Source organism: Paenibacillus sp. EPM92 (assembly GCF_016586185.1).
Classification (GTDB): domain Bacteria; phylum Bacillota; class Bacilli; order Paenibacillales; family NBRC-103111; genus Paenibacillus_G; species Paenibacillus_G validus.
Window position 1 is genome coordinate 1 of sequence record NZ_BCPS01000095.1, and the last position, 23636, is coordinate 23636.

A 23636-nucleotide genomic window follows, 5' to 3' on the forward strand; every position below is an offset into this window, starting at 1 on the left:
ACGGTTCATTACGAAGGACGCGGCAAAGTGCCGGGACATCCGTTAAACCAATTCTCGATGGATGAACATAACGGCTTCTTCCGGATCGCCACGACGTCCGGCGCCATGTGGCGCAACGACGAGTTCACCTCCAAGAACAACGTGTACGTCTTGGACGCCTCGATGCAGACGGTCGGCAAGCTGGAAGATTTGGCGCCGGGCGAGCGCATTTACTCGGTTCGTTATGCCGGAGACCGCGCCTACATGGTCACGTTCCGCAACGTAGATCCGCTGTTCGTCATCGACTTGAAGGAGCCGGCAGCGCCTGCCGTATTGGGTAAGCTGAAAATTCCCGGTTACAGCGATTATTTGCATCCTTACGACGAGAACCACTTGATCGGCTTCGGCAAAGAAACGGTCGAGGTGGCCAATAAAGGCGCCGGAGGGCCCGGTGAGGAAACGATGGCCTACTACCAAGGCATGAAGATTGCGATGTTCGATGTGTCTGATGTGAATAACCCGAAAGAGCTCTTTAAAGAAACGATCGGCGACCGCGGCACCCATTCGGATCTGCTGCACAACCACAAGGCGCTGCTGTTCTCCAGGGAGAAACAACTGATGGCCTTCCCGGTTACCGTCATGGAGGTTCCCAATAACAAGGCGGCCGACCCGACCGCTTATGGCGAATTTGCTTTTCAAGGCGCCTATGTGTACGGAATCGACCTGCAGCAGGGCTTCCAGCTTCGGGGCAAAATCACGCATTTGACCGACGACGATCTGAAAAAGTCCGGAAGCGGCTGGTATGACGGCAGCCGAAACGTTGAACGCCTCTTGTACATCGGCGACATCTTGTACTCGGCTTCGCCGGATGCCGTGAAAGCAAACCGGTTATCCGATTTGCAGGAAGTCGGTTCCGTCACACTTCCGCCATGGACGCCGAAACAACCGTAGATTCGAGCAAGTTTCGCTTGGCATCCCCATGAGGCTAGGGTACAATACTTGAAGAGCTGAAATTAGGGCATGGAGGACTTGAACCCATGGTAACTTTTATTATCGTCATCTCTATCATCATAGCGATTGCCATATCGGCTTCCGCCATCTACGTGACGAACAAAGCGTACGCGCGCAAATATTACGACGAGTAGATTACAGCAGAAGGCTTACGGCTGCGGCGACCGCACCTCCGATCAACGAGCTGAGCCCGTTCACCGCATCATTCGTCATCCAAGCCAAACCGCGATATCGAACCGCCGCTGCCTTGCAGTGGCGGTTTTTTTCGATTTCTTTGCCGCATACGGTGCAGCGGTACATGACTTGTACGACGGCCCCGAGCCACGAATCCAGCAGCGAGCCGGCCAACCCGCCGAGCACGCCGATGAGGAGCAGCGGCAGAAGCCCGAACGCAGGTTCGGCCGTACCGATGACGGCTCCGGCGCCGGGTTGAAGCGCGGCGAGCGTCCAGGCGGTCCCGCCGATGAGGAGTCCGCCGGCCGCGGAAGCGCCTAGGCCTAGCGGCGTAATGCCGCCGGACGTGCCGGGAGCGACCCGTCGACCGCTCACGATGGAGCGCGGCTGCGTGCGGCTGAGGCCGCCGATTTCTGTTGCCCACGTATCGGCAGTGACAGTCGCCATAACGCCGACGTAAGCCGCCCACCAGACGGGGTGCGGCCAAAGGGCGTAAGCGAGGCATAACAGCAGCCCCACTCCGCCGTTGGCGAGCACTTGTCCGGCATCGCGACGACCGGATTTGGCATAACCGCTCTCGGCTGCGGCCTTCTTCCGGCTCTTCCACTTGGATAAGACGGACGATGTAATAAAGAACACGATCAGCGTGCCGAACCACGCCAGGCTTCCTGCGGCATACATGAGGGTGCCAAGCAAGACGGCAGCCGCAAAACCGGACCCCGACAGGGATTTTCGCCAATAGGCCGCCCCTGCGACGGCTAAACTTCCGATAAGTCCGATGGTCACGGACTGCAGCATGTGCAGCATGATTCTATCTCTCCTTCTTTATACCTGCAAACCCTGTGCCTGATAGCTTCGATTAACGTTTGCATTCGGCGGCCTTTATGTTTACAGAACTATTGCCATTATAATATGATTTGGTTATATGGAAAAATCGTCCGGGGAGTGAGACGCCGTGCATGAGGATTTCGGAATCGAAAAGGTGCGAGTCAAGCGGGATTTGGATTCGCAAGAGATGCTGCGCGTCATCTTCGACTATGCGGCCAAAATAGCGAATGAGCGGCGGCTCGACAATCTGCTCATGCTGATGGCCGATATGGGCCGGCAAATGGTCGTATCCGACCGTTGTACGGTTTGGATGCTGGACCGCCATAGCAACGAGCTGTATTCCACCGTCGCCCACGGAGTACCGCCTCTGCGCATCCCGAGCACGGCCGGTCTCGTCGGGTATGCGGTGCAATCCGGGAACCCGATCTTCATCGACGACGCCTACACGAATGAGGAATTTAAAGACGTGCTGCAGCACGGCGCTATCGCCACCGATCAGAGAACGGGCTATCGCACGAAGGCTCTCATGGTCATTCCGTTCCGTAATAACGAAGGCGAGATTATGGGCGCCTATCAGGCGGTCAATAAGCTGACGAGAAGCGAGCAGTTCTCACAGCGCGACTTGGAATACTTAACGCTAGCTGCATCGTATGCCGGCAAATCGCTGGAATCCGCACTGCTGACGGCCGAAATCGAAGAAACGCAAAAAGAGATCATCTTCACGATGGGGGAAATCGGCGAAAGCCGTTCGAAGGAAACCGGCAACCATGTCAAGCGGGTCGCCGAGTACTCGTACTTGCTCGCCATCGGCTTAGGCATCAGCCAACAGGAAGCGGAGCTGCTCAAGATCGCCTCCCCGATGCATGACATCGGCAAGGTGGCGATTCCGGACGCCGTGTTGAAAAAACCCGGCAAGCTGACCGATGAAGAATTCGAGATCATGAAGTCGCATACGACGATCGGCTACAACCTGCTGAAAAATTCGAATCGCCATCTGTTACAAACAGCCGCCGTCGTCGCTTACCAGCATCACGAAAAATGGAATGGACGCGGTTATCCATGCGGCTTGCAGGGCGAAGAGATCCACATCTTCGGCCGTATAACCGCCATCGCCGACGTCTTCGACGCGCTGGGCAGCGAACGGGTATATAAGAAGGCTTGGGAACTGGACCGCATTCTGAATTTGTTTAAAGAAGAACGAGGACAGCATTTCGACCCGAAGGTCGTGGACGTGTTCATGGAGCAGCTGCCCCAAATTTTGAAGGTACGCGACGAGCATTCCGACCTTGCGTCTGAGGAAGCAGCGGCTAACGGAAAATTAGCCCGAAACGAGCCAGCCGCCAAGTGACCCGCCAAAATGAAGACCGCCCCTATTCGAATGAACGGGGCGGTCTTATTGTCGTTGAATTACAAAGCCGGAATGCGCGCGTGGAACGAACCGAGCGTCTTCTCGCCCCAAAGAAGCTCGAAGAGATCGCCATCCTGAACGGCTGCAACGCCGGCCGGCGTTCCCGTATAAATCAAATCGCCTTGGCCGAGACCGTAATGCTGCGCGATATAATCAATGATCACCTGCAAGTTGAAAATCATATCGTTCAGGTTGCCGCGCTGCGCTTCTTTCCCGTTGCGAATAAGGCTGAACTCTACCCGCTTTGCCTCCTCGAAACCAGGGAACGCAACGAACGGCGTCACCACCGCAGATCGTAAAAACCCTTTGGCCGGCAGCCATGGGTATCCCTTCTGCTTGACGACATTCTGTACATCGCGCAGTGTAAAATCAATCCCGAGCGCCATCCGGTCGACCAGTTCGTCTACGGTATTACCCGGGGAATAATCGCGCCCGATATGGAGCACGAGCTCCGCTTCATAATGCACCTCGCCCCTGCCTGCAGGCAGCTCGATGGCGCTGCCGTCCATCTGAGTTATGGCATGCGTCGGTTTTGTGAAGATCATCGGCTCGTCGGGAACGCTGTTCCCAAGCTCGGCAGCATGCAGTCCGTAATTGCGTCCTACGCAATAAATGTTGCGAATCGATTGTTTCATCGTTAATTGTTCGCCCTTTCGTTGTCAGAGTCTGGTTTCCATTATTATTCTGTTTTTTCGGTTTTGCTCGGCTGTTTGGCCGTATTCGCCGGGTTTGTCGTGCTGGACGATGGTTTCGCCGGCTCCTCCGTTTTGGAGGTATCCGCCGATTTCGGCGGTTTCTCCGGCTTCGCCGTATCGACCTGCTTCGGGCTCTCGCCCGTCTTTGAACTGTCTTTGGCCGGCGGCTTGGGCGAAGTCGCAGCAGGCTTGCTGCCGTCATTCGATTTCGTCAAACCGTTCGTCACGCTCTTGTTGATGGGAGGCTTCGGCGTTTCCGTCACGAACTTGTTCACCGGCCCTACCGTGATGACGCCTTTCGTATCGATTCGCGCGTTAACCGAATTTTTCGTCAGCTTCTCGAACAGCTTCTGCGCTTGATCGTCGATCATCCGGATCGGCTGTGCCCACTTGGTCAAGATAGGCACCAAATTTAAATCGCAGCTGCGATCCTTCGCACAGGACGCTTCCAGAATCAAGCTTTCCCACGTATCCGGATTTTCATTGGTCGTGAAGATGAAGTTACCCAGGCTATAAGCGATCCATTTGCCTTTGTACTGCTCAAATCCTTGCAGCACATGCGGGTGGCTGGCCACGATCAGATCGGCGCCGTGATCGATATACTCATGAGCCAAGTCCGTCTGCACCTTGACCGGACGCGGGTTGCGTTCCTCGCCCCAATGGGCGATGACGACGACCAGATCGGCCTCGCTTCGCGCTTTCGTGATCGCATCCAGCGCCAGCTTGCTCGAATAAGTGGCGGCAAGTCCCGGCTTTTGCGCAGTCGCCATCCAGCTGGTATCCGGCAATACGCGGCTGAAGCCGAGAAATGCGACTTTGATTCCTTTATGCTCGATAATCTCGTGCTTATACGCCTCTTGCGCATTGCGTCCTGCTCCGACGCGGCGTAATTGCTGCTCGTCCAAATGCCCGAGCGTATCAAGCAGACCGTCTTGCCCATAATCCATCGAGTGATTGTTCGCCAAATTGACCAAATCGACGCCGGCCCGCTTGAGCTCCGGCAGAGCAAGCGGAGATGAGCGGTAGACGTATTCTTTCGTTTGAGCCGTGCCTCTCGTCGTGATCGGCGTCTCCAGGTTGACGATGGTCAAGTCCGCTTTGTCCAGATAAGACTTTACATACTTATACGGGTAATCGTACCCGTTCTTGACGAGCAAATCCTCCACCTTGCTTGCGAACATAACGTCCCCGACGAAGGCTAATTTGACGCGTGCCTTGTCTTCCGAAGCCGGCTGTGCCGTGCTTCCCTGTTCTCCGCCAGGAGCAGCGACGGGTGCGGCTGCCGGCGGTTCCTCGATGCGATTCACCGCCGTCGGCAGAGGCGCCGCTTCGGTCTTAGGACTTGTTTCCGCAGTCGGTGTCTGCATGTCCGGCCGGGCCTCCAGCCACTGGATCAAATAAACGAATGCGCCAAAGACGAAGACGGCCAGCACAACGATTTTCAGCCGGAGCGACTTCCATACTTTCTTCTCTTTCTCCCTCTTATGCTTCTGCGTCCGCGATTGAATGATAACCTACCCCTTTAAAACGAACTGGCTGCCAAATAAGCCCATACGTTCTCGTGCACCCTATTATACCAAAACTCCCTCTCACGGTCATGGGCAATTGTCCCAATATTTTGCTATAATGAAGTTCGAATTTATGTGCTGACGATGGAAAGGACACAAGATGGACAAAATCGCTATCATTTCCGATATTCATAGCAATCTAACCGCATTGGATACCGTCCTCGCCGATATTCGCGGACGCGGGATCGAACGAATCGTATGCCTCGGCGACTTGGTGGGCAAAGGCCCGCAGCCGGCGGAATCGGTAGACCGCATACGCGAAGTATGCGAAACGACGGTGCAAGGCAATTGGGACCACGGCATTGGCGGACCCCAGGACAAAGAAGCCGGACGCTGGCAGCAAAGCCGGCTTTCTGCCGAGCAGCTGCGCTACTTGAGCAAGCTCCCCTTCGCCTGCGACCTGCGAATAAGCGGGCGCAGGGTTCGCTTGGTCCATGCATCCGCGAGCAGCGTCTATCATCGCGTCTACCGCAAAGCGAGCAAACGGGAGAAGCTGCGCATGTTCGAGAACACCGAAGCGACGGGCGGGTTCGCCGGCACCGATGAGACGCCTGACGTGCTGGGGTACGGAGACCTTCACCTTCCCTTTATGCACACCTTATTGTCTGGAGCGAAGCAAGGGCTGCTGTTGTTCAACACCGGCAGCGTAGGGGCTCCCTATGACGGCTTGCCGCTGGCCAGCTATACGATTCTGGAAGGCGTATTCGGCGGCGATCGGGAAGCGCCTTTTGGCATCCAGTGGGTTCGCGTTCCTTACGATGTCGAGCGGGCGATTGCGATTGCCGAAGAGGTTGCGCTGCCGCAGCTTGAGCGTTTCCGTTACGAGCAGCGAAGCGGACGCGAGCAGTAAGAGGTTGTGTAAGTGTCGTATTATTATGGTAAGATAAGCAGAAGTTGTCCGGGTCACAGGATCCGAGGACGAAAGTAGGCGAGCAACTTGACGAATTGGAAAGTAAATTTAATCGTTCTTTGGGTGGGACAATTTTTGGTCATGGCGGGCATGACGATGATTGTTCCATTCTTACCTTTATATTTGCAAGAGCTGGGCCTGCATGAGGAGCATGAGGTGGCGACTTGGGCCGGTCTCATCTTCGCCGGCAACTTTGTCACTTCGTTCCTGTTTCAGCCCTTATGGGGCGGATTGGCCGACCGGTACGGACGCAAAGTGATGCTGCTGCGGTCCGGGTTCGGCATGGCCGTCGTCATGGCTTTGATGGGCTTCGCAGGCACGGCCTGGCACTTGCTGCTCCTGCGGATGCTGAACGGCACCATAGCCGGCTTCATGCCGGCCGCCGTTGCGCTCATGTCGGCGAATACGCCGCGTGAGAGAATGGGCTTCGCCATGGGCACGCTTCAATCCGGCGCTGTCGCCGGCTCTATTCTGGGCCCGTTCTTTGGCGGTCTGATGGCCGAGTGGATCGGATTTCGGCCCATCTTCTTCGTGACGGGCGCGCTGCTGTTCGCCGCTTCCCTGCTTGCGACTTTCCTCGTGAAGGAAACGTTCGATGCCAAGCGAGCGTCCCAGAAACCGAAGCAGTCGATGATGGCGGCCTTCGCCGAGCTGCGCAAAAGCCCGCAGCTGCCATCGATTTACGCGGTCACCTTCCTGATTCAATTCTCGCTGCTCAGCGTACAGCCGCTCCTGCCGTTATTCGTGCAAAAGCTGCACGGACAGGACGCGATGGTTGCCTTTTATGCGGGACTCGTCGGCTCCATCACCGGATTTTCCAACATGATTGCGTCTCCCCTGCTCGGTCGCCTTTCTGACCGGATCGGGCCTGAACGTATTCTCATCGTGTGCCTGGTCGGCTCCGCGATCGCCTCCGTGCCGCAAGCGATGGTGCACAACGTCTGGCAGTTGTTCGCTTCAAGGTTCTTCCTCGGCATCTTCCTCGGCGGACTGCTGCCTACGGTGAACGCCTTGATCCGTAAGCATACGCCCACCGGTATGGAAAGCCGCTCCTACAGCTTTAACTCCAGTGCGCTAAGCCTGGGCAACATGCTCGGTCCGGTCGTTGGAGGCGCCGTCTCCGGGTTGATCACGATCCAGCAAATCTTTCTCATCTCCGGCGCGCTGCTGCTCGTCAACGCCTTCTGGGCGCACAAGTCATTGATAAGCACACCAAACCTCCCCCGTTCGGGCAGCTCCGAATAGGGGAGGTTCGCTTTCATGCCCACAGGCGGCTGGCTTGCCTGAATGGACCGGGCATCCCGGAGAGACAGCTGTTCCGGGGAAAGCTTCGCCTATCCCTTCACCCGTGCGATGGCAAGGCCGTCATAGGCCGGCAGCATGACGCCATCCAGACGGGGATCCCGTGCAATCCGCTGGTTGAACTCTCGCATGCGCGTCACTGCGTTTCCTTTCTCATTCGGATTGATCGTCTTGCCGCGCATGAACGTATTGTCGCCGACGATGAGCGCCCCCGGACGCGCCAGCTTGATCGCCCATTCCAAATAATTCAAATAGTTGCCTTTGTCCGCATCGATGAAAAAGAAATCGAACCGGCGCCCCTCCTCGGCAAGCCGCTGCAAGCTGTCGAGCGCCTCCCCTACATAATACTCGACTTGTTCGCCGAAGCCGGCGAGCTTCAGGTTCTCGTAAGCCAGATCGGCGTACGGCTGCTTCAGCTCCAGGGACGTCAGCTTCCCTCGCTCCGTCAGCCCCCGTGCCAAACAAATGCCGCTGTACCCCCCGAGTGCCCCGATTTCAAGCACCTTCTCGGCACGGTTCATGCGCACCAGCAGCGTCAGCAGTCTTCCGTAACCCGGAGCAACGGAAATTTCGGGCATCCCTTGCTTACGAATCGATTCCAATACCCGCTCCAACGTTTCGTCTTTGTCAAATAACGAATCCGCGTACGATTCCTGCGTCCAATTCGATTCCATCCTTGCCGGCCTCCCCTCGTTCTCATCGCGAGCCGCGTTGTATAATGATTGCGAATCGCCTATACTAGGTAATTGTATGGCTTTTGCCAACGCAGTTCAACTTGTTTGATTCGGAGTGAAACTCACCTATGTCTTTCCCATCCTTTAGTTCCATTGAATTGATCGCCACTGCTCCCATGGGGCTTGAAGCCGTCGTGGCCCGCGAGGTTCGCGATTTGGGTTACGAGCAAGTCACCGTGGAGAACGGCCGCGTTACTTTTACAGGCGACCTGCTCGCTGTTTGCCGCGCAAACTTATGGCTGCGCACGGCGGATCGCGTCTTGATCAAGATGGCGCAATTCGAAGCACGCACGTTCGACGACTTGTTTGAAGGCGTCAAAGCGCTGCCTTGGCCGGACTGGATTCCGGAAGACGGAGAGTTCCCCGTCGAAGGACGTTCGCACAAATCGCAATTGTCCAGCGTCCCCGCTTGCCAAGGCATCGTGAAGAAAGCGGTCGTGGAAAGCATGAAGCAGCGGTACGGCACGGAATGGTTCCGCGAAACCGAAGGCCGTTACGTGATTGAGGTGTCGCTGCTCAATGACATCGCCACGATCACGCTGGATACGACCGGTCCCGGACTGCATAAGAGAGGCTACCGCAAATTGGTGACGGAAGCGCCGCTGAAGGAAACGATGGCGGCCGCCATGGTGCTGCTCAGCCGTTGGCAGCCTGAACGGCCGCTCTACGACCCGTTCTGCGGCTCCGGCACGATCCCGATCGAAGCGGCGATGATCGGCTGGAATATAGCCCCCGGCCTGCGGCGCAGCTTCAACGCGGAGAGCTGGCCTGTAATTTCGGAAGCGTTATGGAGCGAAGCACGGGAGGAAGCCTTTGATCTGGTCAAGGACGATATCCCGCTGCAAATCGGCGGCTCGGACATCGACCCCGCCGCCATCGAAGTGGCGTTAGCTGCAGCCAAATCCGCAGGCCTCGCCAAGGAGCTTCGCTTCCATACGCTTCCGGTCAGCAAAGCGCTGCCGGCCGGCGATTACGGCTGCCTGATCACGAACCCGCCATACGGCGAAAGGCTCGGCGACCGCGAAGAAGTCGAACGCGCGCTGCGCCAATTCGGGCAGATGCATAAGCAGCTGCCGAACTGGTCGGCCTTCATCCTCAGCCCGAGCAAGCAAATGGAGCATTATCTCGGGCGAAAAGCCGATAAGAAGCGCAAGCTGTTTAACGGACGCATCGAATGCGCGTTATACCAATTTTTCGCCCCGGGCGGCTTGTTCGGCTGGCGGAAGGATTCGAGTACGAGCGGGAATTAATGCAGATTGCGCCTATACGCTGTGAGGAGCAGCCAAAAAAAGCTTAGGGCAGACGCTCCTAAGCTTTTTTTTGGCATGCGCCCTTCCAGCGCGTAAACCATGCAAAAAAACGCATCCGTCTTCGGGGTACGTTCCCCGGTAAACGGATGCGCTGCCGGCGTCGGCCGATAGGGTTTCGTTACACTTCCGTCCTCGGCTTCGTCGGATCGCAGCTCATCGCTTTGATTTCCGACACCTGAGACAGCTTAAGCAAGTAATAACACTCCTCCCGAGCCATGTGATCCGCCATCAAGGGCGAAAGCACACCGAGCGCCTGCCCGCTTAAACGGAGCTCTTCCAGCTCGCTCAGAAACTGCTTGAACAGCGTCATTTCAAGCTCAACCTCTTTATTAAACCGGGCTAAAGCCGGGAATTTCTTGATGTTCGTGCGCAGAAAGCCCGCCAGTTCCACCGCTTTCAGGTAATACTCGCGGAATTGCCGGTCGAACGATCTGGCCAGTTCCACCAAACGGGATTCCGTCATATCCAAGCCGGCTGCAATGGAGCCCGCATGGCCGTAGGCGTCCTGGAGCCATACGATGTGGTGGTGCACCGCATCGAATACCGGCGCCGGGCGCCCGGATAACAAGTACCCCAGTACGCGTAAATACTCCTCTGCTTCGTTCACCATATGGCTCAAGAACGCGGGCGGCAGCTGGATTGCGATCTTGCCGATCAAATGCCGCTCCAGCAAGCGCAGCTTGAACGCGCGAAGGTCTTGTGTCAGCCCGTACGCGTCCTGCGTCAAAGCTCCCGCCTCTGCCGGGAACTTATCCGAACGCGCCTTCTTCAGCAAGTCGTCGAATGCTTGAACGAAGCCGAGCGCCCGCTGCGCCTCTTCCCGTTCATCGACCGGCAAGCTTACCCGGATGAACCTGGCATGATCACCGAGCACCTGAAGCCAAAACCGATGTTCAAATAACGCCGACTCGATAACCTCCGAGTTTTTCACAAACATGCCTCCAATGATCCGATTGTTCCGTGCCGGATGGGAATGATCCGGCCACCCCACATCGTATGCTCAGAGGCCCAATCGGGTTCAAAGAAAGCCGCAGTCGTTCGCTGCCTAAGCTATACTAAGCGTGCTTCAGCTGAGGACGGCACATCAAGTAATCGAACAACGGTAGAAATACGTCGTGGTTCGATTCGCAGCAGATCGAGAGCTTCACTTCGCCCATCCAGTAAAACGTGATGATTTGCCGGCTGCGCCCGCGAATCATCTCGACATCCCAATGCGGGGACGTCAGCTCGTACACGTCACGATTTATGAACAATTTCGGTCCTTCAGCAGATAGGAAGACTCCGATGAAATCATCGCCGATTTTCGTGTAAAACCCCTTCTTATTTAAGATGCTGCGTTCCTGGTCCATCGCCGGGTTCTCCTCCTTCATCTATTCACACCAAAAAAAGCTCCCCTGGTCGGGAGCCGCTGTTGAAAGGATCGCGATCACTCCGTGCCTTCGACAACTGGCTGGCATAGCACTGCTCTCCTGCGCCTAAGCCCCTATAGCTTTGCGTCCGCAGACTTTCGTCCGGGTTGCCCTTATCGAGTGCGCTCGAATTGTGTCTGTTCATGGAGATGTTCTTTATTAAGAATATAAGATAGAAGGTCACGAATACATAGTTCTTTCATCCCATTTTCATAAAAAAATTTGGGAATTTTGTATGATTTTGAATAACCGGTACCCTTTCCAGTAAAAAATGATACCCGTCAACGCGATCATGGCAACCGTTACAAAAAGCGGGCCTCCGCCCCATTGACCGAGCACATAGCCCCGATTACCGGTCCCGGAAATTGGCCGCCCCCGGATCATGTCTGGACGCCGAAATTCGTGCCGCGCATCCCTTCCGGCGTCAAATCAAAAATCCCCGGTGCCCTGAGGCCCGAGGATCTGATCTTCTTGCATGATTTATTTCACGTATTTGCTCGCCTTCTCGATCGCTTCGTCTTCAGTCTTGCCGGTTACATACCGGCCGTTAATGAAGATGAAGGCAAACCGCGAGCACGGGCCGCAATAAGACTTGCAGCCGACTTTGATCTCGGCGTCGGGCACAAGCTTCTGCAGCTTCGGAACGGCGGTTTTCATTCTCATATGTTTGCATTTGTCGCAAACGCGAATATCGTTGACCATGCGGTAATTCCTTTCTTCAAGCGGCTGACACCGGGGAACTCCCTGTGAACGATGTGCTAGTGGTCCCCGTTATTGCCCTTGCTTGGATTCGTTACCGCGAATCCTTCTTCCGGCACATAGAAATAATCGATCCGAACGCCGTCGAGCAGCGGCTCGTCCTTTTGCAGAATAACGTCGATTCCTTTATCTGTCGAAACGACGACATCGTTCTCGGTCGGCGTATCCATGCTGAGTCCGTAGTGGGCATGGTCGCCATGCGCATGAGTCACATACACGCGAAGCTTTAATTCTTTATTCTCTTCTTGCTCCATCTCGGCCAACAACACTTTGGCCGCATTGCGCGAAATCTTGCATTTCATGTCCAGTCACTTCTCCTACTGTGCGTTTTTTCTTATTGTATAGAATCGGGCCGCCGAAAGCAACCGTTCTTCGCTGTTTCCGTATGTATGTACAAGCCGGCCTCACTTGCGAATCAAGTCGGTGTCTTTTAATATGGAAGATAATGAATGGAGGTTAACGAATGATTCCCTTTTATCGCAAATATTACAAAACGATTATCGATATTGCGTTGCTCGTGCTTACCGTATATTTGTTCATGTTCGCCTTCAGCCATCTGTATCGGATCGCGACCCCGATTTTCCTCGCGTTCGTCATTTACTTGATCATCGAGCCGTTCGCCAAGTTCCTGAACCGGCGCGGGTTGAAGAAATCGATCGCTTCCGCCATCTCCACCCTCGTCTTCGTGATGGTCATTCTAGGTGCCATGACCGGACTCGGCGCGATCTTCACGACCCAGATCATCAATCTCGCCGACAAGCTGCCCGATTACGCCGTCGTTCTGGAGCAAGAGCTCATCAACCGCTCCGACCAGGTACAGTCACTGATCGGGACGCTTCCGGTCGATTTGAATTTAGTGGAGAAGGCCAAGGAGTACTCCGCGGAGATCATTCAGAAGACGACCGAAATCGCCCGTACGTTCTTAACGAGCTTGTTCGCCATGCTGACCTCGTTCTCCACGTTCGTCGTGAACTTCGTGATCGGTATTATTTTGGCCTATTTCCTGAGCATCGAGATCGAATCCTGGAAGCGGATCGCTTCGGACAAAACGCCGAAAACGTTTAAAAAAGCGTTCCACTTCCTCCGCGAGAACGTGCTGCTGGGCATCGTCACCTACCTTAAAGCGCAGGCGAAGCTGATCAGCCTGACCTTTATCGTCATCTTCATCGCGCTGCTTATATTGAACGTCAACAACGCCTTCTCGATCGCGCTCTTGGCGGCCATCTTCGACGTGCTCCCGCTGCTCGGCGTTTCGACGCTGTTCATTCCATGGATCATCTACTTGCTGGTCGTCGGACAAACGACGCTCGCGATTTGGCTGGCTGTGCTGCTCGTCGTTGTGATTGGAACGAGACAAATTCTGGAACCGAAAATTACGGGCGATTCCCTCGGCGTGTCCGCCTTCACGATGCTTTCGTTCATGATCGTCTCGCTGTCTCTCTTCGGCGTGGCCGGCTTGATCTTATCGCCCGTGCTGATCATTCTGGTTAAAGCGCTGTACGAGCAAGGGTATTTAAAACGATGGATCCGGATGCCGGCCGAAGAGTACGAGCCCGATCCGTCGTCTATCAAATAATGCAGCACATCTCAACCGGATTCGGACGCTCACAAGCCGGTTGATGGCATCTGAAGTCCATGGAAAGCGGTGAATCGATATGTCGCAGCCCGCATAGCGTTTCTTACAAAGAACAAAAAAAGAACCCCGATTCCTCGAGGTTCCCTTTAAACCTATTCAGTTGTTGAGCGGATGGCCGCTTCTTGTGGTTTGACCTTCCGAGGACGCAGCCTTAAGCGCCGTATTTCCGTTCGGCTCTATCGGTAAACCAGTTCATCAAGAGCAGCGTAACGGTTACATCGTCAATCGGGATGAAATTCAGCAGATCCGGCATGATCCAATAAATAAGCGCAGGCACCACGAACAACAGCTTCTCTCCGAGCGGAACCCGCGGGGAACGCAGCAGCGGCCAAATGCGCCGAAATACATGACCCCAATGCCGGAGTGACAACAATCGCTTCCACATCGCCTCGGGTCTCCCTTCCTGTCCAAGTCGTCTTACCCCGATTATACCTCATGGCAACCCGTTTGCCCAAACTCCGCTCCCCGCACAAAGAAGCCGCCGAGACGGACGGACTCGGCGGCTTCGAAATGCTAAACCATCAGCCCTTCCGTCAATAGCGGAAGCAGCTCATCATAAATAATCGGGAATTGCGACAACGGGAGCGGATTCACTCCATAACCGGCTTCAATCGTAAATCCCGGGCGCCCGTAGGTTTGAATAAACCAATCCTTATATCCGGCATCGCTGCCGGTTAACTTCACGGCTGCATATCCGCTAATTTGCTGGAAACGCTGTGCGATACGTTCCGACTCCGCCGGTTCGTAATCGCGGTAATTCCAATAAATTTCCCGGCCCTGGGTATGAAACGCCATCACCAGCCGGAAATCGCGCTCCCGCGTAAATCGTTCCATCGCCGAAGCTTCCGGCTCTGACAAGGGGCTCGGCCCTGTATAATCTCTCGGTCCGGGTCCCGGTACGTCGCGGCGGTCGCGTTCCGTCTCCCAATAAGCGGGAAATTGATCGTTCAGGTCGACGCCGCGAACGTTCGCTTTCCATCCCGAGAAGTCGTCCGAGCCGCCGTTCCATTCGAGCAGCTGCCCGGCATGCGGATGATCCGGGTCCGCTCCGTGCAGCACCAGCTCAACGCCATCGGGATTGACCATCGGCACGATCCAGAGAGAAGTCTCTTCGAGCAGCCTGCCCGCATCAGAGCCGCAGAAAGACTGTGCCTGCACGCAGGCGTTCGCGTAATCCTCCGTAAATTTCATCAGCAGCAGGCTGGTCACCCACTCATTCGCATGAAACGAACCGTTATAATGAAGGTGCCGCATCCCGCATCCGATGCGGACGTAAGGAATGTCCTTGCCCATGACGCTTTGACCGATCGAGCCTATTTCCAGGAACGGGTAGCGATACCCGAGAAGCTCGAGGCTCCGCATCATCTCCTGATAACCGAATGGAACCGTCGTATCGACGATAGGACCGGCCTTGCACACGGGCAAGCGAACGGTCTGTCCGATCCGCAAATACCGGGGGTTGACGTCCGGATTCGCTTCCATGAGATCGCTCAGCCCGATCTGAAAGCGCCCCGCCAATTCAGCTAACGTATCCCCGGCTTGGACGATATAACGGCAATCCGGAGCGTTCGGAATCCGAACGCTGCATCCCGGCTGCAATCCGCCGCCCTTCTGCAGCTCCGTATTGGCCCTTATCAAGGCTTGAACCTGAAGCCCATGCCGCTGTGCGATCCTCTCCCATGTGTCTCCCCGCCTGACGACATAAGGAAATGTCATACGTTCCGTCCTCCTTCACGCATCCTCCCCGTTCTTCCGGTCGGAGGCCGGGGTATCTAAAAATATGCGTGAGGACTAAATAATATGCGATACTTGCCAGACGACCGGCGTCACGCGGATTTGCTCGTTTAACCAGCTTTGAGCGATCTTCTTGAACATGAGCGGATCCCCGCTGCAAAAAAACTGATGAACCGGCATCGCCGGACTCGTAGCCAGCATTCCTTTATGATATAAAATCGTGCTGACCTCCCGCGCGGTTTCATCCGCCGAGCTGATCAGCGACACTTGAGGACCCATCACGCTGCCGATCACATCGGACAAGAACGGATAATGCGTGCAGCCCAGAATCAAGCAATCCATCGGCGCTCCTTGCAGGTCGGCAAGCGAATCCGCGACGACTTGGCTCGTCTGATCGGCACGGAACATGCCCCGTTCGACCAGCGGCACGAACAGCGGACAAGCTTTGGTCACCACTTGGATCGTTGGCGAGATTTGGCGCAGCGCGAACTCGTATGCACGGCTTTTGATCGTGCCTTCGGTACCGATGACGCCGACGATTTGCTTTCTGGTGGTCTTGATCGCGGCGCGCGCGCCCGGGTGAATGACACCGACAACCGGGATCGGCACGCGGGCGCGAATTTCTTCCATGGCGACGGCGGTTGCCGTGTTGCAAGCGATCACGATCATTTTCGGATGGTATTGGAGCAAATAATCGACGATCTGATGGGTAAAATGTATAACTTCCTCGGCCGGTCTGGGACCGTACGGCGTACGTGCCGTGTCGCCGAAGTAAATGATTTTTTCTTGCGGAAGTTGGCGCATAATTTCTTTCGCTACCGTCAATCCGCCGACACCTGAATCCAGTATGGCAATCGCTTGCTGCACGTGTGTTCGCTTCCTTTTTCATGAAGTGGCAAAACGAATGTGCTCCTACAACATATGTGAGCTCCGTTGGAAAGGTACCCCGGACATCCGGTGTCCGCAAGGTCATTCTATCTTAACAAACGATGGCGGAAAATTAAACCGCTCCGCGATCAACCTTCACTTTGGCGGCTCGATGTCGTTCAGAAGCGCAAAGGTGTAGCCGGCTTTCTTGATATCCTTGACAATTCGGTCGAGCGCTTCGATATTCTCCGGCGAGCCTTGGTGCATAAGAATGATATTGCCGTCATGAAGGTTGTTCATGATGTCGTTATACGGATTTTCCGCCCCGTTCTTCCGCGGCTCCCAGTCGCGCATCGCCGTCGACCAGAAGACGGAGGTATAGCCCATATCGGATACAAGCTTTAATAAGTGCATGTTATATCGGCCGTAGGGGAAGCGGAAAAACGGCTGAATCTCTTCGCCGGTCACTTCCTGATATAACTTCTCGTAATCCTCGATTTCCTTCCGTACCTGCTCGTCTGTCTGCACGTTCATATCGGTATGCGTCATCGTATGATTGGCCACCAAATGGCCGTCCTTGACCAGCCGCCGAACGTAATCGGGATTTTTCCTCACATTGTAACCGGCTATGAAAAAATTCGCTTTCGCGTCGTTGTCCTTCAACGACTTGATCAACGTCTCGATATCGCCCAAATTACCGCCGGTATCGATCGTCAAGTACACCTTCTTGCCCGTGCCGACCCATAACGCCTTCATAGAATCCGTATAGGCTTTCGTATCGCCCGGGAAGCCGGGCACTTGTCCTTTCGGCTTCTTCATGTAATACCACGACAGCGCCTTACGGTCTCCGGTTCCCGCTTCTTTCGGCGGCTTGGCGGATGACCCCACGACGGCGCTTGCGGGATTGCGCGGCCCGTTATAAACCGAACCCGTTGCCGTTGCGTCCGCGCCGGAGGCCGTGGAAGGCCCGGTGGATGCGTGTTCGGCCGGAGGCCCCGGCTCCTTCTCCTTCGGCGGCCCGGACGTCACCTCGTTCACCGGCGGAGCCGGAACGACGTTCGCCTCTGGGGCCGGGGGCGCAGCCGGTGCCGATTCCCGTTCCGGCGGATCCGCGGCGGCGCCTCCGCTGCACGCCGTTAGAACACAGGCCAAAGCGGCTAAACCTATCCAAGCTTTCATACGCGCCAACAGCACCGCTCTCCTTACGCTCCATAAGTACAGGAAAAACCTGCTTGCTTCATTATACTCAACTTCGATGCGAACCGGCGAGTGCTAATAGGCTTATCCCTAAGCCGGCGTTTATCCGCATCCATCCGCAGCCAGCCGTTCTATTTACGCTCGGCAGCCCACATCAGCAGTTGCAGGATCGTAATAAGCACGAAGGCTGTGAGCGCTAAGAACGGAATCGTTACGAAATGAAACCAGTCGATATAATCGACGTCACACGGCACTGGACCGCAAGCGGCCGCGCCACTCTTGAACCAATCCGTCTTCTGCATCAAGTAGTGATATAACGAGATTCCCGCTCCCCACACGGACATTGGCAGCGCATACAGGTAAAATTTCTTCTCTTTGCGAACCGCTGCGATGCCGAGCAAAATAACGAGCGGATACATCAAGATCCGCTGATACCAGCACAGCTTGCAGGGCGCAAAATGCAGCACCTCCGAGAAATAAAGACTGCCCAACGTGGCCGTTAACGCCACTACCCATGACAAGTGCAAGCCGTTCTCGCGGATAAATGATTTCCAGTTCATACGTCTCTCCCTTTGATTTCGAATCTCGTTTCATCATTATACCATTAAGCTTCTCTCCTTTTCATCACTACCGCCCACGGCGAACATAGAGCGGGCGGTTCGTCCGCGACGAACCGCCCGCTTCCCCTTATACCGAAAAACTGTTCGCGATCCCGGCACCCTGCTCCTGCACGAGTCCGCTCCACTGCTCCCGCGGGATCACATCGACGACCGCTTTGATCGCAATCTTGCCGAAATCGAGCTCCGGCACGCGTTCAAGCGTCAACCGGTCGGTCATAAGCCGATCCAGCACGCCCGGGAACCGTTCTTCGATTTGCTGAAGCCGGTACAATCCGGTCTCGAAGTCTTGAAGGGATGCGTTAACCGACCCGAACACGCATTTGTTCTCAAGCACCAGCTCTTGATTAATGGCATCCGAAGCGACCCGGATATGGCGGCTGCCGGGGGTAACGCCGAGCAGCGCCAATACGCCGTTCGGGCCGAGAGCGGTCATCGCGTCGAAAGCGAGCGGGCTAAAGCCCGTGCATTCGACAATCAAATCGGCGCGTTTCCCCTTCGCTTGCAGCAGCTCGCTTAACGGCGACGACGCTGCTCGCGCTCCATCTCCTGCGCCCGTACCTGCTCCGGCGCCCGCCACTGTTCCCGTTGCTGCCGCTGCGTCCGTGCTTCTCGCCGTCCCTGCAGCCGCCCCGGCTCCGGCCGCTTCCGCACGCCGTTCGACGGCCTGCTGGAACTCGGCCCCGCACGCGCGCACGATATCCGCTCCCGGCGAGTCCGGAGCCGACTTGGACCAGACGAGCGTGTCCAAGCCGAGGCAGCGGCACGTCAGCGCGGCCAGCAGACCCAGCGGTCCCGAGCCAAGCACCACGGCCGTTGTCGGCTGCCATACGAGACGCTGCTGGATGCGCTGCACTTCATCCCACACCTTCTCGACGATGCTCTGCGGCTCCGTCAGCATCCCGTACCGCAGCAGCCCTGCCGGCACGCGAACCAAGTACCGGGCGTCCTCCACATAATATTCGGACAAGTACCCGTGCGCGCCTTTAATGCCGCGCTCCACGTACTCGCCCGTCTCGCAGAAATCCTGCTTGCCGTTGCGGCAGTTCACGCACCCGGGATCCGTGCACGGGCGCCGCACCAATGCACACACGAGCTCTCCGGCCGTAAATCCGGAGTCCTCGCCCGCTTCCTCGACAACGCCGAGCGACTCGTGCCCGATGATCAGCGAATGCTCCCCTTCCGGAGGCACGCCGTACTTCTCGCTCACCAATTCCCGGTCCGTACCGTCAAGCCCTACGCACAGCACCCGCACGAGCACGTCGGCAGCCGTCTTCCGGGACGGCCGCTCCACCTCGCACAACTCCAGCTTCGGCGTTTCCGTCTGCGCACCAGCCGCGGCGGACAAGCCGGACAACCTTACGGCTTTCATCGCTTCACGCTCCCCTGCTTCAGAAGCTTCGCATCGCTCTCGTCCTCGCGGTCGCGTTGTTGGTGCCGGAACCATTTAAGCTTGGACACATACTCCTGAACGACTTTGACGAATGAAGCGTGGGACCAGGTCAAGGGCGACACCGACAAGGGATCGCCGGTGAACGGATGCACCTGCTCCGCCAGCACGCCGGACGGAAGCGCATGTTCAACCGTCCAGCGCAGCAATCCTTCGGCCTCTTCGAGGTCCTGCTCGCTTTTGGCAACGGCGATCACATATTCCGCGTACCACAAGGTGCAAATAAACCACGGATTGCCCGGCACCTTCTCGATGTCCTTCGTCATCTGATGGTAGTAGTCGTTCGTATACCGCGAAATGCCGCCGACCTCCGTCTTCACCCACAAGCGCTCGCGAATGGCCTTCATCGTCGCTTCTACGCGAGGGTCGTCCACAGGGAACAAGCCGAAGTCGAACACCGCGTACATGCTGGCATCCAGCGTCAAATCCTGCTCGTATATCCGCTTCTCTTCATTCCAATATAATGATCGGACAAAACGGCCTTCGGCGGTCATCTGCCCTTCCACCGCCGCCTTCATCCGCTCCGCCTTATCCCGGTAATGCATGCCGCGCAGCTTGTCTTGGAAATACTCCGCAAATGCCGCGGCTGCCAACAATCCCCCGTACACGCTCGCCACCGTAAACAAATGCACCCCGTAACGCTCTTCCCACAAATCGTGGGAGGGCAGCGGCAGTCCCGACGCATCCGTATAGCGAGTCATGAAATCCGCGGCCGGGATGACAAACTTCTCGTAATCGTCTTGAGCTTCCTTCAAAGTGCCCGCCAGCCGGTGATGGTGCCAAAGGGCATATAGCACCAGAGCCGTTTCGTCTTCCTGAATGGGAAGCTGCTTTTCGCCGCGCGCGTTGATCCAAGGATGCCAGCTTGAGCCGACCGAGCCGTCCGGATTGTATTTATGCAGCAAATACCCTTCCGCCGCTAACCCGCGTTTGCAAAAGTTGAAAAACTTGCGCGTCAACGCATAGTACCCCGATCGGTCCAACGCGTGCGAGATCAATGCGCCGTCCCGCGGCCACATGTAAGAATACGTATCCCGCGCAAATTTCATAATATCCGAATCGTTGGCCGCCATAATCGCGCCGCGGTTATCGGTATTCGTGCGTATGATCAACAAGCTTCTTCTATAAAAGGATGCAAGCTCCTCATCAAGAATCGAAAGCTCATGGCGGTCCTGCTCCAGCCACTGATGCCAGTAATTGTAGGTCCGCTGCAGCAGCAGATGCGGAGAGGAAGCGCGAACCGATCGCTCCAGCTTTTGAATCTCCTTCATATCGCGGGCGAAGCAAACCCAGAACCAAGCCTCCTTCTTCGAGTTGGCCGGAACGTTCAGCTCCAGCTCGATCGTTCCGTCCACCGAGCCCTGCGCTATCGGATTACGCCCGAGCTGTCCGTCCTCGGCGTCCCGCCAAGTGCCTTCAAGCCGGTTCAATTCTTTTTGCCCGATCGCGAAAGAGGTGGGCGCCGACTCGACGCCTTCCCCGGATTTGCAGGACAGCGACATATAGCGATGACCTTTATAGAAGACGAGCGATTTCAGTTCGGGATCATAATAGACCGTATCGCCGACCCCGTTCCCGTACAGATGCAGATCCAGATGAAAGTACAGCTTCACTTTCCGATCCCGGTCCCATCTGTTTTCTACAACCACCTTGCGGACCAACACGTTCTCTTGAACGTCGACGCCGTCACGGATCAGAAGCGCCAGTCCGAGACGATTATACGTACACTCCACATTCGTCACCATGGAATCGTTCAAGTAACTCGCCTTCTTGCTTAGCTCCGGATGATCGATCCAGAAAAAATCTTCAGCCGTCCATACACCAAAATGCGACAAATGATCAAGCGCCTGGTTCTCTTGGCCTACATATGGAAAATAAATATCGCGCAAATTATAGTGCGCATCGAAATTGACCAATACATTGCCGTTGCCGATGGGCAGATCACGGGCCATCGTTAGTTCATCTCCTTCCTGCTCTACCTAATTTCCCCTGACATTGAAACGAATTATGCATATCGCCGAAAAACCGAAAAAGCCGGCCCTTGGGGCCGGCTGAAAGAACCGAACGTCTATTTTCTTTTTCTGCCGTGTTTCACGAGCGTCATCCTCCGGGAATGGCGCAGCCACGAGTAATACGCTTTCAAGTCGCGCAGTTGAATATCCTGCGATACGCGGCCCAGGAACGTCACCACGATCATTTTGTGAAGCGGGTTGCCAGAGAGATCGACTTTTTCTTTCAATTCAACAAATTCCGCCACCATCACCAAGTCTCCGTCAATCAGATGCACATCTTTTTCATTCGAATAATAAGGCTGCACCTGATTGTTCTTCAGCTTATCCCATAAGTAAGCGCAAATATGCGCAATGCCGCCCTCTTCCGGCTCCACACGCTCCGTCCAGCGGCTGAGCGCATGACTGGTTATCACAATATCGGCCACTTTGTATCCGTTAAAATGGATAAAGAAGGGTTCGTAGGCACTCCAACGACTCATCATTTTATCTTTCAAGTCAATTCTCCCCCTTCAGGCCTAAAAAGGATATTATTTAAATCGTAGTATCGATACTACATGGAGTCAAGAACGAATTGATTCATAAAGTTTTTTTTAGAATTGCTATTTATTTTCGCTGACGCCTCCTATACAATAGTTGAGAAAGGGGTGAACAGGGTGGGGCAACCAATTCCTGACTTCGGAAAATTTCTAGAACACTTACGCGGCTCCATGTCTCTGCGCGAGGCAGCCAGAAAAAGCGGACTTTCCCATGCGTACATTCGTGATTTGGAATTGGAGCGAAACCGTTCGACCAATGACAAAATTACACCGTCCCCGGATACACTGCAAAAATTATCGGTCGCCTACGGGTATCCGTACACCGATCTTATGGTTAAAGCGGGCCACTTAAGCCGCGGAGACGTACCTAGTACGCCATCCAATTCCCCGTCGGATCTCAACTTGACGGCTGTCCAATATATCGAGATCGGCATGAAAGAAGTCGCTTATTATGGGAAAGATGCGAGAATAGCCCGGAATATCGATTCCCTGCTTGATTTCAGTTCGTTCCTGGACAAACTGGAAGAGCACGGTTTTCGCAAAATGGACACGGATCTCTATGTAAATTTCAACCATATCCGTAAATACGATGAAAAACGCGGCAGGTTGCACTTTGACGAGACGGGCAAAGGCAAATCCGTCATCATCTCCGCTATCCGGCAAAAGAAATATCATGACTTGATCATTCGATATGTGGCGAACAATACGAATAAAAGCCTCGAATTCTCGTTCGGTAAAAGCGGAGCTCCGGCAAGCCTGAACACGGTCGAAGAGAACAGCTAAACACTACAACATCAGAGAGGGGCATCTCTTTGAACGTGATTCACTACATCGTCGTGTACCCGTTGCTTTTCGCTTCGTTGTTTGCTCTGGGACTGGCTGTTTGCAGGCTCAAGGTTACTGAATTTATGTATCCTACGCTGGTTTGCGTCGTGCCGCTTTCGTTGATTTCCGTACTCGTTCAATATTACGGGAAAGCGTATCTCATGGGCTTCATCCAGCCCTTATGCATCATGCTGGGCTACTGGCTCATATTCAAGTTCCGGTTCAATCATTCCTTACTCATCGGCATCATCATCTACACGACGAGCGCGCTGTCCGAATTTTTATTTGCAACCGTGTTTAACCGATTCCAGCTCCATCTCCTGGCGCTGCATCTCCAAAAGGATCTGCCGATCGTGGGTTTTTGTATGATCGTTACAAACGTTCTGCTTTACTTGCTGCTGCATCGCCTCCGCTGGGGAATATCGTTTATTTTCTCCGCAGTTTCGAAGAATAGGCCGCAGCCAAAGCTGCAGGGTGCTTGGAATGTGTTGTTAACAGGTCTTTTTTTCATATCAGGACTCATCACCATATCGGTTTACTTCTCTACAAAGCATTTGCTTCCTTTAGTTGCTGTTGTTTTTATTGTGTGGGCGCTGCTGATCTTTCTTTCTTACAGGAAAGAATTGGGCGAGTAGCCCGCCATCTGAAATTCCAATAAAAGCAAGCATAAAAAAC

At 55.2% G+C, this 23636-nt stretch carries 24 protein-coding genes and 1 riboswitch; of the genes, 8 read left to right on the forward strand and 16 right to left on the reverse strand.

Annotated elements, in window-relative coordinates:
- The coding region (locus tag JMF85_RS23380) for a beta-propeller domain-containing protein (RefSeq protein ID WP_201319002.1) at positions 1–930 on the forward strand (930 nt) is incomplete at its 5' end.
- A 195-nt stretch (positions 931–1125) separates the two neighbouring features.
- Here the strand turns inward: JMF85_RS23380 and JMF85_RS23385 are convergent.
- Positions 1126–1962, reverse strand: a complete 837-nt coding sequence (locus tag JMF85_RS23385) for a DUF92 domain-containing protein (protein ID WP_201319008.1) — start codon at positions 1960–1962, stop codon at positions 1126–1128.
- A gap of 157 nt (positions 1963–2119) precedes the next feature.
- Here JMF85_RS23385 and JMF85_RS23390 point away from each other — a divergent pair, with 157 nt between their 5' ends.
- A complete protein-coding gene (locus JMF85_RS23390; RefSeq protein WP_236595965.1) occupies positions 2120–3340 on the forward strand; it encodes an HD domain-containing phosphohydrolase in 1221 nt (406 codons plus the stop codon).
- 59 nt (positions 3341–3399) lie between these two features.
- Here JMF85_RS23390 and JMF85_RS23395 read toward each other — a convergent pair whose 3' ends face one another.
- Positions 3400–4035, reverse strand: a complete 636-nt coding sequence (locus JMF85_RS23395; RefSeq protein WP_127606163.1) for a fumarylacetoacetate hydrolase family protein — start codon at positions 4033–4035, stop codon at positions 3400–3402.
- 44 nt (positions 4036–4079) lie between these two features.
- Positions 4080–5462, reverse strand: coding sequence for a CapA family protein (locus JMF85_RS23400; protein WP_201319003.1), 1383 nt, complete (start codon positions 5460–5462; stop codon positions 4080–4082).
- 301 nt (positions 5463–5763) lie between these two features.
- Here JMF85_RS23400 and JMF85_RS23405 point away from each other — a divergent pair, with 301 nt between their 5' ends.
- Together JMF85_RS23405 and JMF85_RS23410 are read left to right on the forward strand one after the other, a co-directional pair.
- The gene (locus JMF85_RS23405; protein WP_054798363.1) at positions 5764–6513 is read left to right on the forward strand and encodes a metallophosphoesterase family protein; all 750 of its coding nucleotides are present in this window, start codon (positions 5764–5766) and stop codon (positions 6511–6513) included.
- A gap of 87 nt (positions 6514–6600) precedes the next feature.
- Complete coding sequence (locus tag JMF85_RS23410) at positions 6601–7818, forward strand: MFS transporter (protein WP_127606167.1); 1218 nt, start codon at positions 6601–6603, stop codon at positions 7816–7818.
- An 89-nt stretch (positions 7819–7907) separates the two neighbouring features.
- Here the strand turns inward: JMF85_RS23410 and JMF85_RS23415 are convergent, their stop codons facing one another.
- On the reverse strand, positions 7908–8549 hold the full coding sequence (locus tag JMF85_RS23415; protein WP_201319004.1) for an O-methyltransferase: 642 nt from the start codon (positions 8547–8549) through the stop codon (positions 7908–7910).
- A gap of 128 nt (positions 8550–8677) precedes the next feature.
- Here JMF85_RS23415 and JMF85_RS23420 point away from each other — a divergent pair, with 128 nt between their 5' ends.
- Complete coding sequence (locus tag JMF85_RS23420) at positions 8678–9859, forward strand: THUMP domain-containing class I SAM-dependent RNA methyltransferase (protein WP_127606169.1); 1182 nt, start codon at positions 8678–8680, stop codon at positions 9857–9859.
- A 178-nt stretch (positions 9860–10037) separates the two neighbouring features.
- Here the strand turns inward: JMF85_RS23420 and JMF85_RS23425 are convergent, their stop codons facing one another.
- The 4 genes from JMF85_RS23425 to JMF85_RS23440 form a co-directional block, all read right to left on the reverse strand.
- Positions 10038–10850, reverse strand: coding sequence for a DUF2935 domain-containing protein (locus tag JMF85_RS23425; protein WP_054799249.1), 813 nt, complete (start codon positions 10848–10850; stop codon positions 10038–10040).
- Positions 10851–10974: 124 nt separating this feature from the next.
- On the reverse strand, positions 10975–11268 hold the full coding sequence (locus JMF85_RS23430) for a hypothetical protein (RefSeq protein ID WP_054798365.1): 294 nt from the start codon (positions 11266–11268) through the stop codon (positions 10975–10977).
- 89 nt (positions 11269–11357) lie between these two features.
- Positions 11358–11450: riboswitch (cyclic di-GMP riboswitch) on the reverse strand.
- 358 nt (positions 11451–11808) lie between these two features.
- Complete coding sequence (locus tag JMF85_RS23435) at positions 11809–12030, reverse strand: YuzB family protein (protein WP_054798359.1); 222 nt, start codon at positions 12028–12030, stop codon at positions 11809–11811.
- Between the two features lie 56 nt (positions 12031–12086).
- Positions 12087–12389 (reverse strand): iron-sulfur cluster assembly accessory protein, encoded by a 303-nt coding sequence (locus JMF85_RS23440; protein ID WP_127606173.1) that lies wholly within the window; start codon positions 12387–12389, stop codon positions 12087–12089.
- 161 nt (positions 12390–12550) lie between these two features.
- On the opposite strand from JMF85_RS23440, the gene ytvI reads away from it, so the two are divergent.
- A complete protein-coding gene (ytvI, locus tag JMF85_RS23445) occupies positions 12551–13663 on the forward strand; it encodes a sporulation integral membrane protein YtvI (RefSeq protein WP_127606175.1) in 1113 nt (370 codons plus the stop codon).
- Positions 13664–13874: 211 nt separating this feature from the next.
- Here ytvI and JMF85_RS23450 read toward each other — a convergent pair whose 3' ends face one another.
- From JMF85_RS23450 to JMF85_RS23485, 8 genes are all read right to left on the reverse strand, one after another.
- The gene (locus tag JMF85_RS23450) at positions 13875–14108 is read right to left on the reverse strand and encodes a hypothetical protein (protein ID WP_054798358.1); all 234 of its coding nucleotides are present in this window, start codon (positions 14106–14108) and stop codon (positions 13875–13877) included.
- A 128-nt stretch (positions 14109–14236) separates the two neighbouring features.
- Complete coding sequence (locus JMF85_RS23455; protein WP_141333809.1) at positions 14237–15439, reverse strand: M14 family metallopeptidase; 1203 nt, start codon at positions 15437–15439, stop codon at positions 14237–14239.
- A gap of 75 nt (positions 15440–15514) precedes the next feature.
- On the reverse strand, positions 15515–16324 hold the full coding sequence (racE, locus tag JMF85_RS23460) for a glutamate racemase (protein ID WP_201319005.1): 810 nt from the start codon (positions 16322–16324) through the stop codon (positions 15515–15517).
- 156 nt (positions 16325–16480) lie between these two features.
- Positions 16481–17503, reverse strand: a complete 1023-nt coding sequence (locus JMF85_RS23465) for a delta-lactam-biosynthetic de-N-acetylase (protein WP_201319010.1) — start codon at positions 17501–17503, stop codon at positions 16481–16483.
- Positions 17504–17652: 149 nt separating this feature from the next.
- Positions 17653–18081, reverse strand: coding sequence for a disulfide oxidoreductase (locus JMF85_RS23470; protein WP_201319006.1), 429 nt, complete (start codon positions 18079–18081; stop codon positions 17653–17655).
- A gap of 127 nt (positions 18082–18208) precedes the next feature.
- On the reverse strand, positions 18209–19510 hold the full coding sequence (locus tag JMF85_RS23475) for a glucose 1-dehydrogenase (RefSeq protein ID WP_201319007.1): 1302 nt from the start codon (positions 19508–19510) through the stop codon (positions 18209–18211).
- Complete coding sequence (locus tag JMF85_RS23480; RefSeq protein WP_127606185.1) at positions 19507–21540, reverse strand: glycoside hydrolase family 15 protein; 2034 nt, start codon at positions 21538–21540, stop codon at positions 19507–19509. Before JMF85_RS23480 ends, JMF85_RS23475 begins: the two co-directional genes overlap by 4 nt.
- A gap of 116 nt (positions 21541–21656) precedes the next feature.
- Entirely contained in the window at positions 21657–22094 is a 438-nt protein-coding gene (locus JMF85_RS23485; protein WP_127606187.1) for a hypothetical protein, read from the reverse strand.
- A 159-nt stretch (positions 22095–22253) separates the two neighbouring features.
- Here JMF85_RS23485 and JMF85_RS23490 point away from each other — a divergent pair, with 159 nt between their 5' ends.
- On the forward strand, positions 22254–22919 hold the full coding sequence (locus JMF85_RS23490) for a helix-turn-helix domain-containing protein (protein ID WP_127606189.1): 666 nt from the start codon (positions 22254–22256) through the stop codon (positions 22917–22919).
- 29 nt (positions 22920–22948) lie between these two features.
- Positions 22949–23596 carry a hypothetical protein gene (locus tag JMF85_RS23495; protein ID WP_127606190.1) on the forward strand — a complete coding sequence of 216 codons (648 nt, stop codon included), beginning with the start codon at positions 22949–22951 and terminating at the stop codon, positions 23594–23596.
- Positions 23597–23636 lie beyond the last annotated feature (40 nt).

What these genes read in the sequence shown, in the direction of transcription:
- JMF85_RS23455 (WP_141333809.1), bottom strand. Translation starts at nt 15,439, where the DNA reads ATGACATTTCCTTATGTCGTCAGGCGGGGAGACACATGGGAGAGGATC.
- JMF85_RS23400 (WP_201319003.1), bottom strand. Translation starts at nt 5,462, where the DNA reads ATGCAGACACCGACTGCGGAAACAAGTCCTAAGACCGAAGCGGCGCCT.
- JMF85_RS23475 (WP_201319007.1), bottom strand. Translation starts at nt 19,510, where the DNA reads ATGAAAGCCGTAAGGTTGTCCGGCTTGTCCGCCGCGGCTGGTGCGCAG.
- JMF85_RS23385 (WP_201319008.1), bottom strand. Translation starts at nt 1,962, where the DNA reads ATGCTGCAGTCCGTGACCATCGGACTTATCGGAAGTTTAGCCGTCGCA.
- JMF85_RS23470 (WP_201319006.1), bottom strand. Translation starts at nt 18,081, where the DNA reads ATGAACTGGAAATCATTTATCCGCGAGAACGGCTTGCACTTGTCATGG.
- JMF85_RS23435 (WP_054798359.1), bottom strand. Translation starts at nt 12,030, where the DNA reads ATGGTCAACGATATTCGCGTTTGCGACAAATGCAAACATATGAGAATG.
- JMF85_RS23430 (WP_054798365.1), bottom strand. Translation starts at nt 11,268, where the DNA reads ATGGACCAGGAACGCAGCATCTTAAATAAGAAGGGGTTTTACACGAAA.
- ytvI (WP_127606175.1), top strand. Translation starts at nt 12,551, where the DNA reads ATGATTCCCTTTTATCGCAAATATTACAAAACGATTATCGATATTGCG.
- JMF85_RS23395 (WP_127606163.1), bottom strand. Translation starts at nt 4,035, where the DNA reads ATGAAACAATCGATTCGCAACATTTATTGCGTAGGACGCAATTACGGA.
- JMF85_RS23405 (WP_054798363.1), top strand. Translation starts at nt 5,764, where the DNA reads ATGGACAAAATCGCTATCATTTCCGATATTCATAGCAATCTAACCGCA.
- JMF85_RS23480 (WP_127606185.1), bottom strand. Translation starts at nt 21,540, where the DNA reads ATGGCCCGTGATCTGCCCATCGGCAACGGCAATGTATTGGTCAATTTC.
- JMF85_RS23420 (WP_127606169.1), top strand. Translation starts at nt 8,678, where the DNA reads ATGTCTTTCCCATCCTTTAGTTCCATTGAATTGATCGCCACTGCTCCC.
- JMF85_RS23450 (WP_054798358.1), bottom strand. Translation starts at nt 14,108, where the DNA reads ATGTGGAAGCGATTGTTGTCACTCCGGCATTGGGGTCATGTATTTCGG.
- JMF85_RS23440 (WP_127606173.1), bottom strand. Translation starts at nt 12,389, where the DNA reads ATGAAATGCAAGATTTCGCGCAATGCGGCCAAAGTGTTGTTGGCCGAG.
- JMF85_RS23465 (WP_201319010.1), bottom strand. Translation starts at nt 17,503, where the DNA reads ATGAAAGCTTGGATAGGTTTAGCCGCTTTGGCCTGTGTTCTAACGGCG.
- JMF85_RS23415 (WP_201319004.1), bottom strand. Translation starts at nt 8,549, where the DNA reads ATGGAATCGAATTGGACGCAGGAATCGTACGCGGATTCGTTATTTGAC.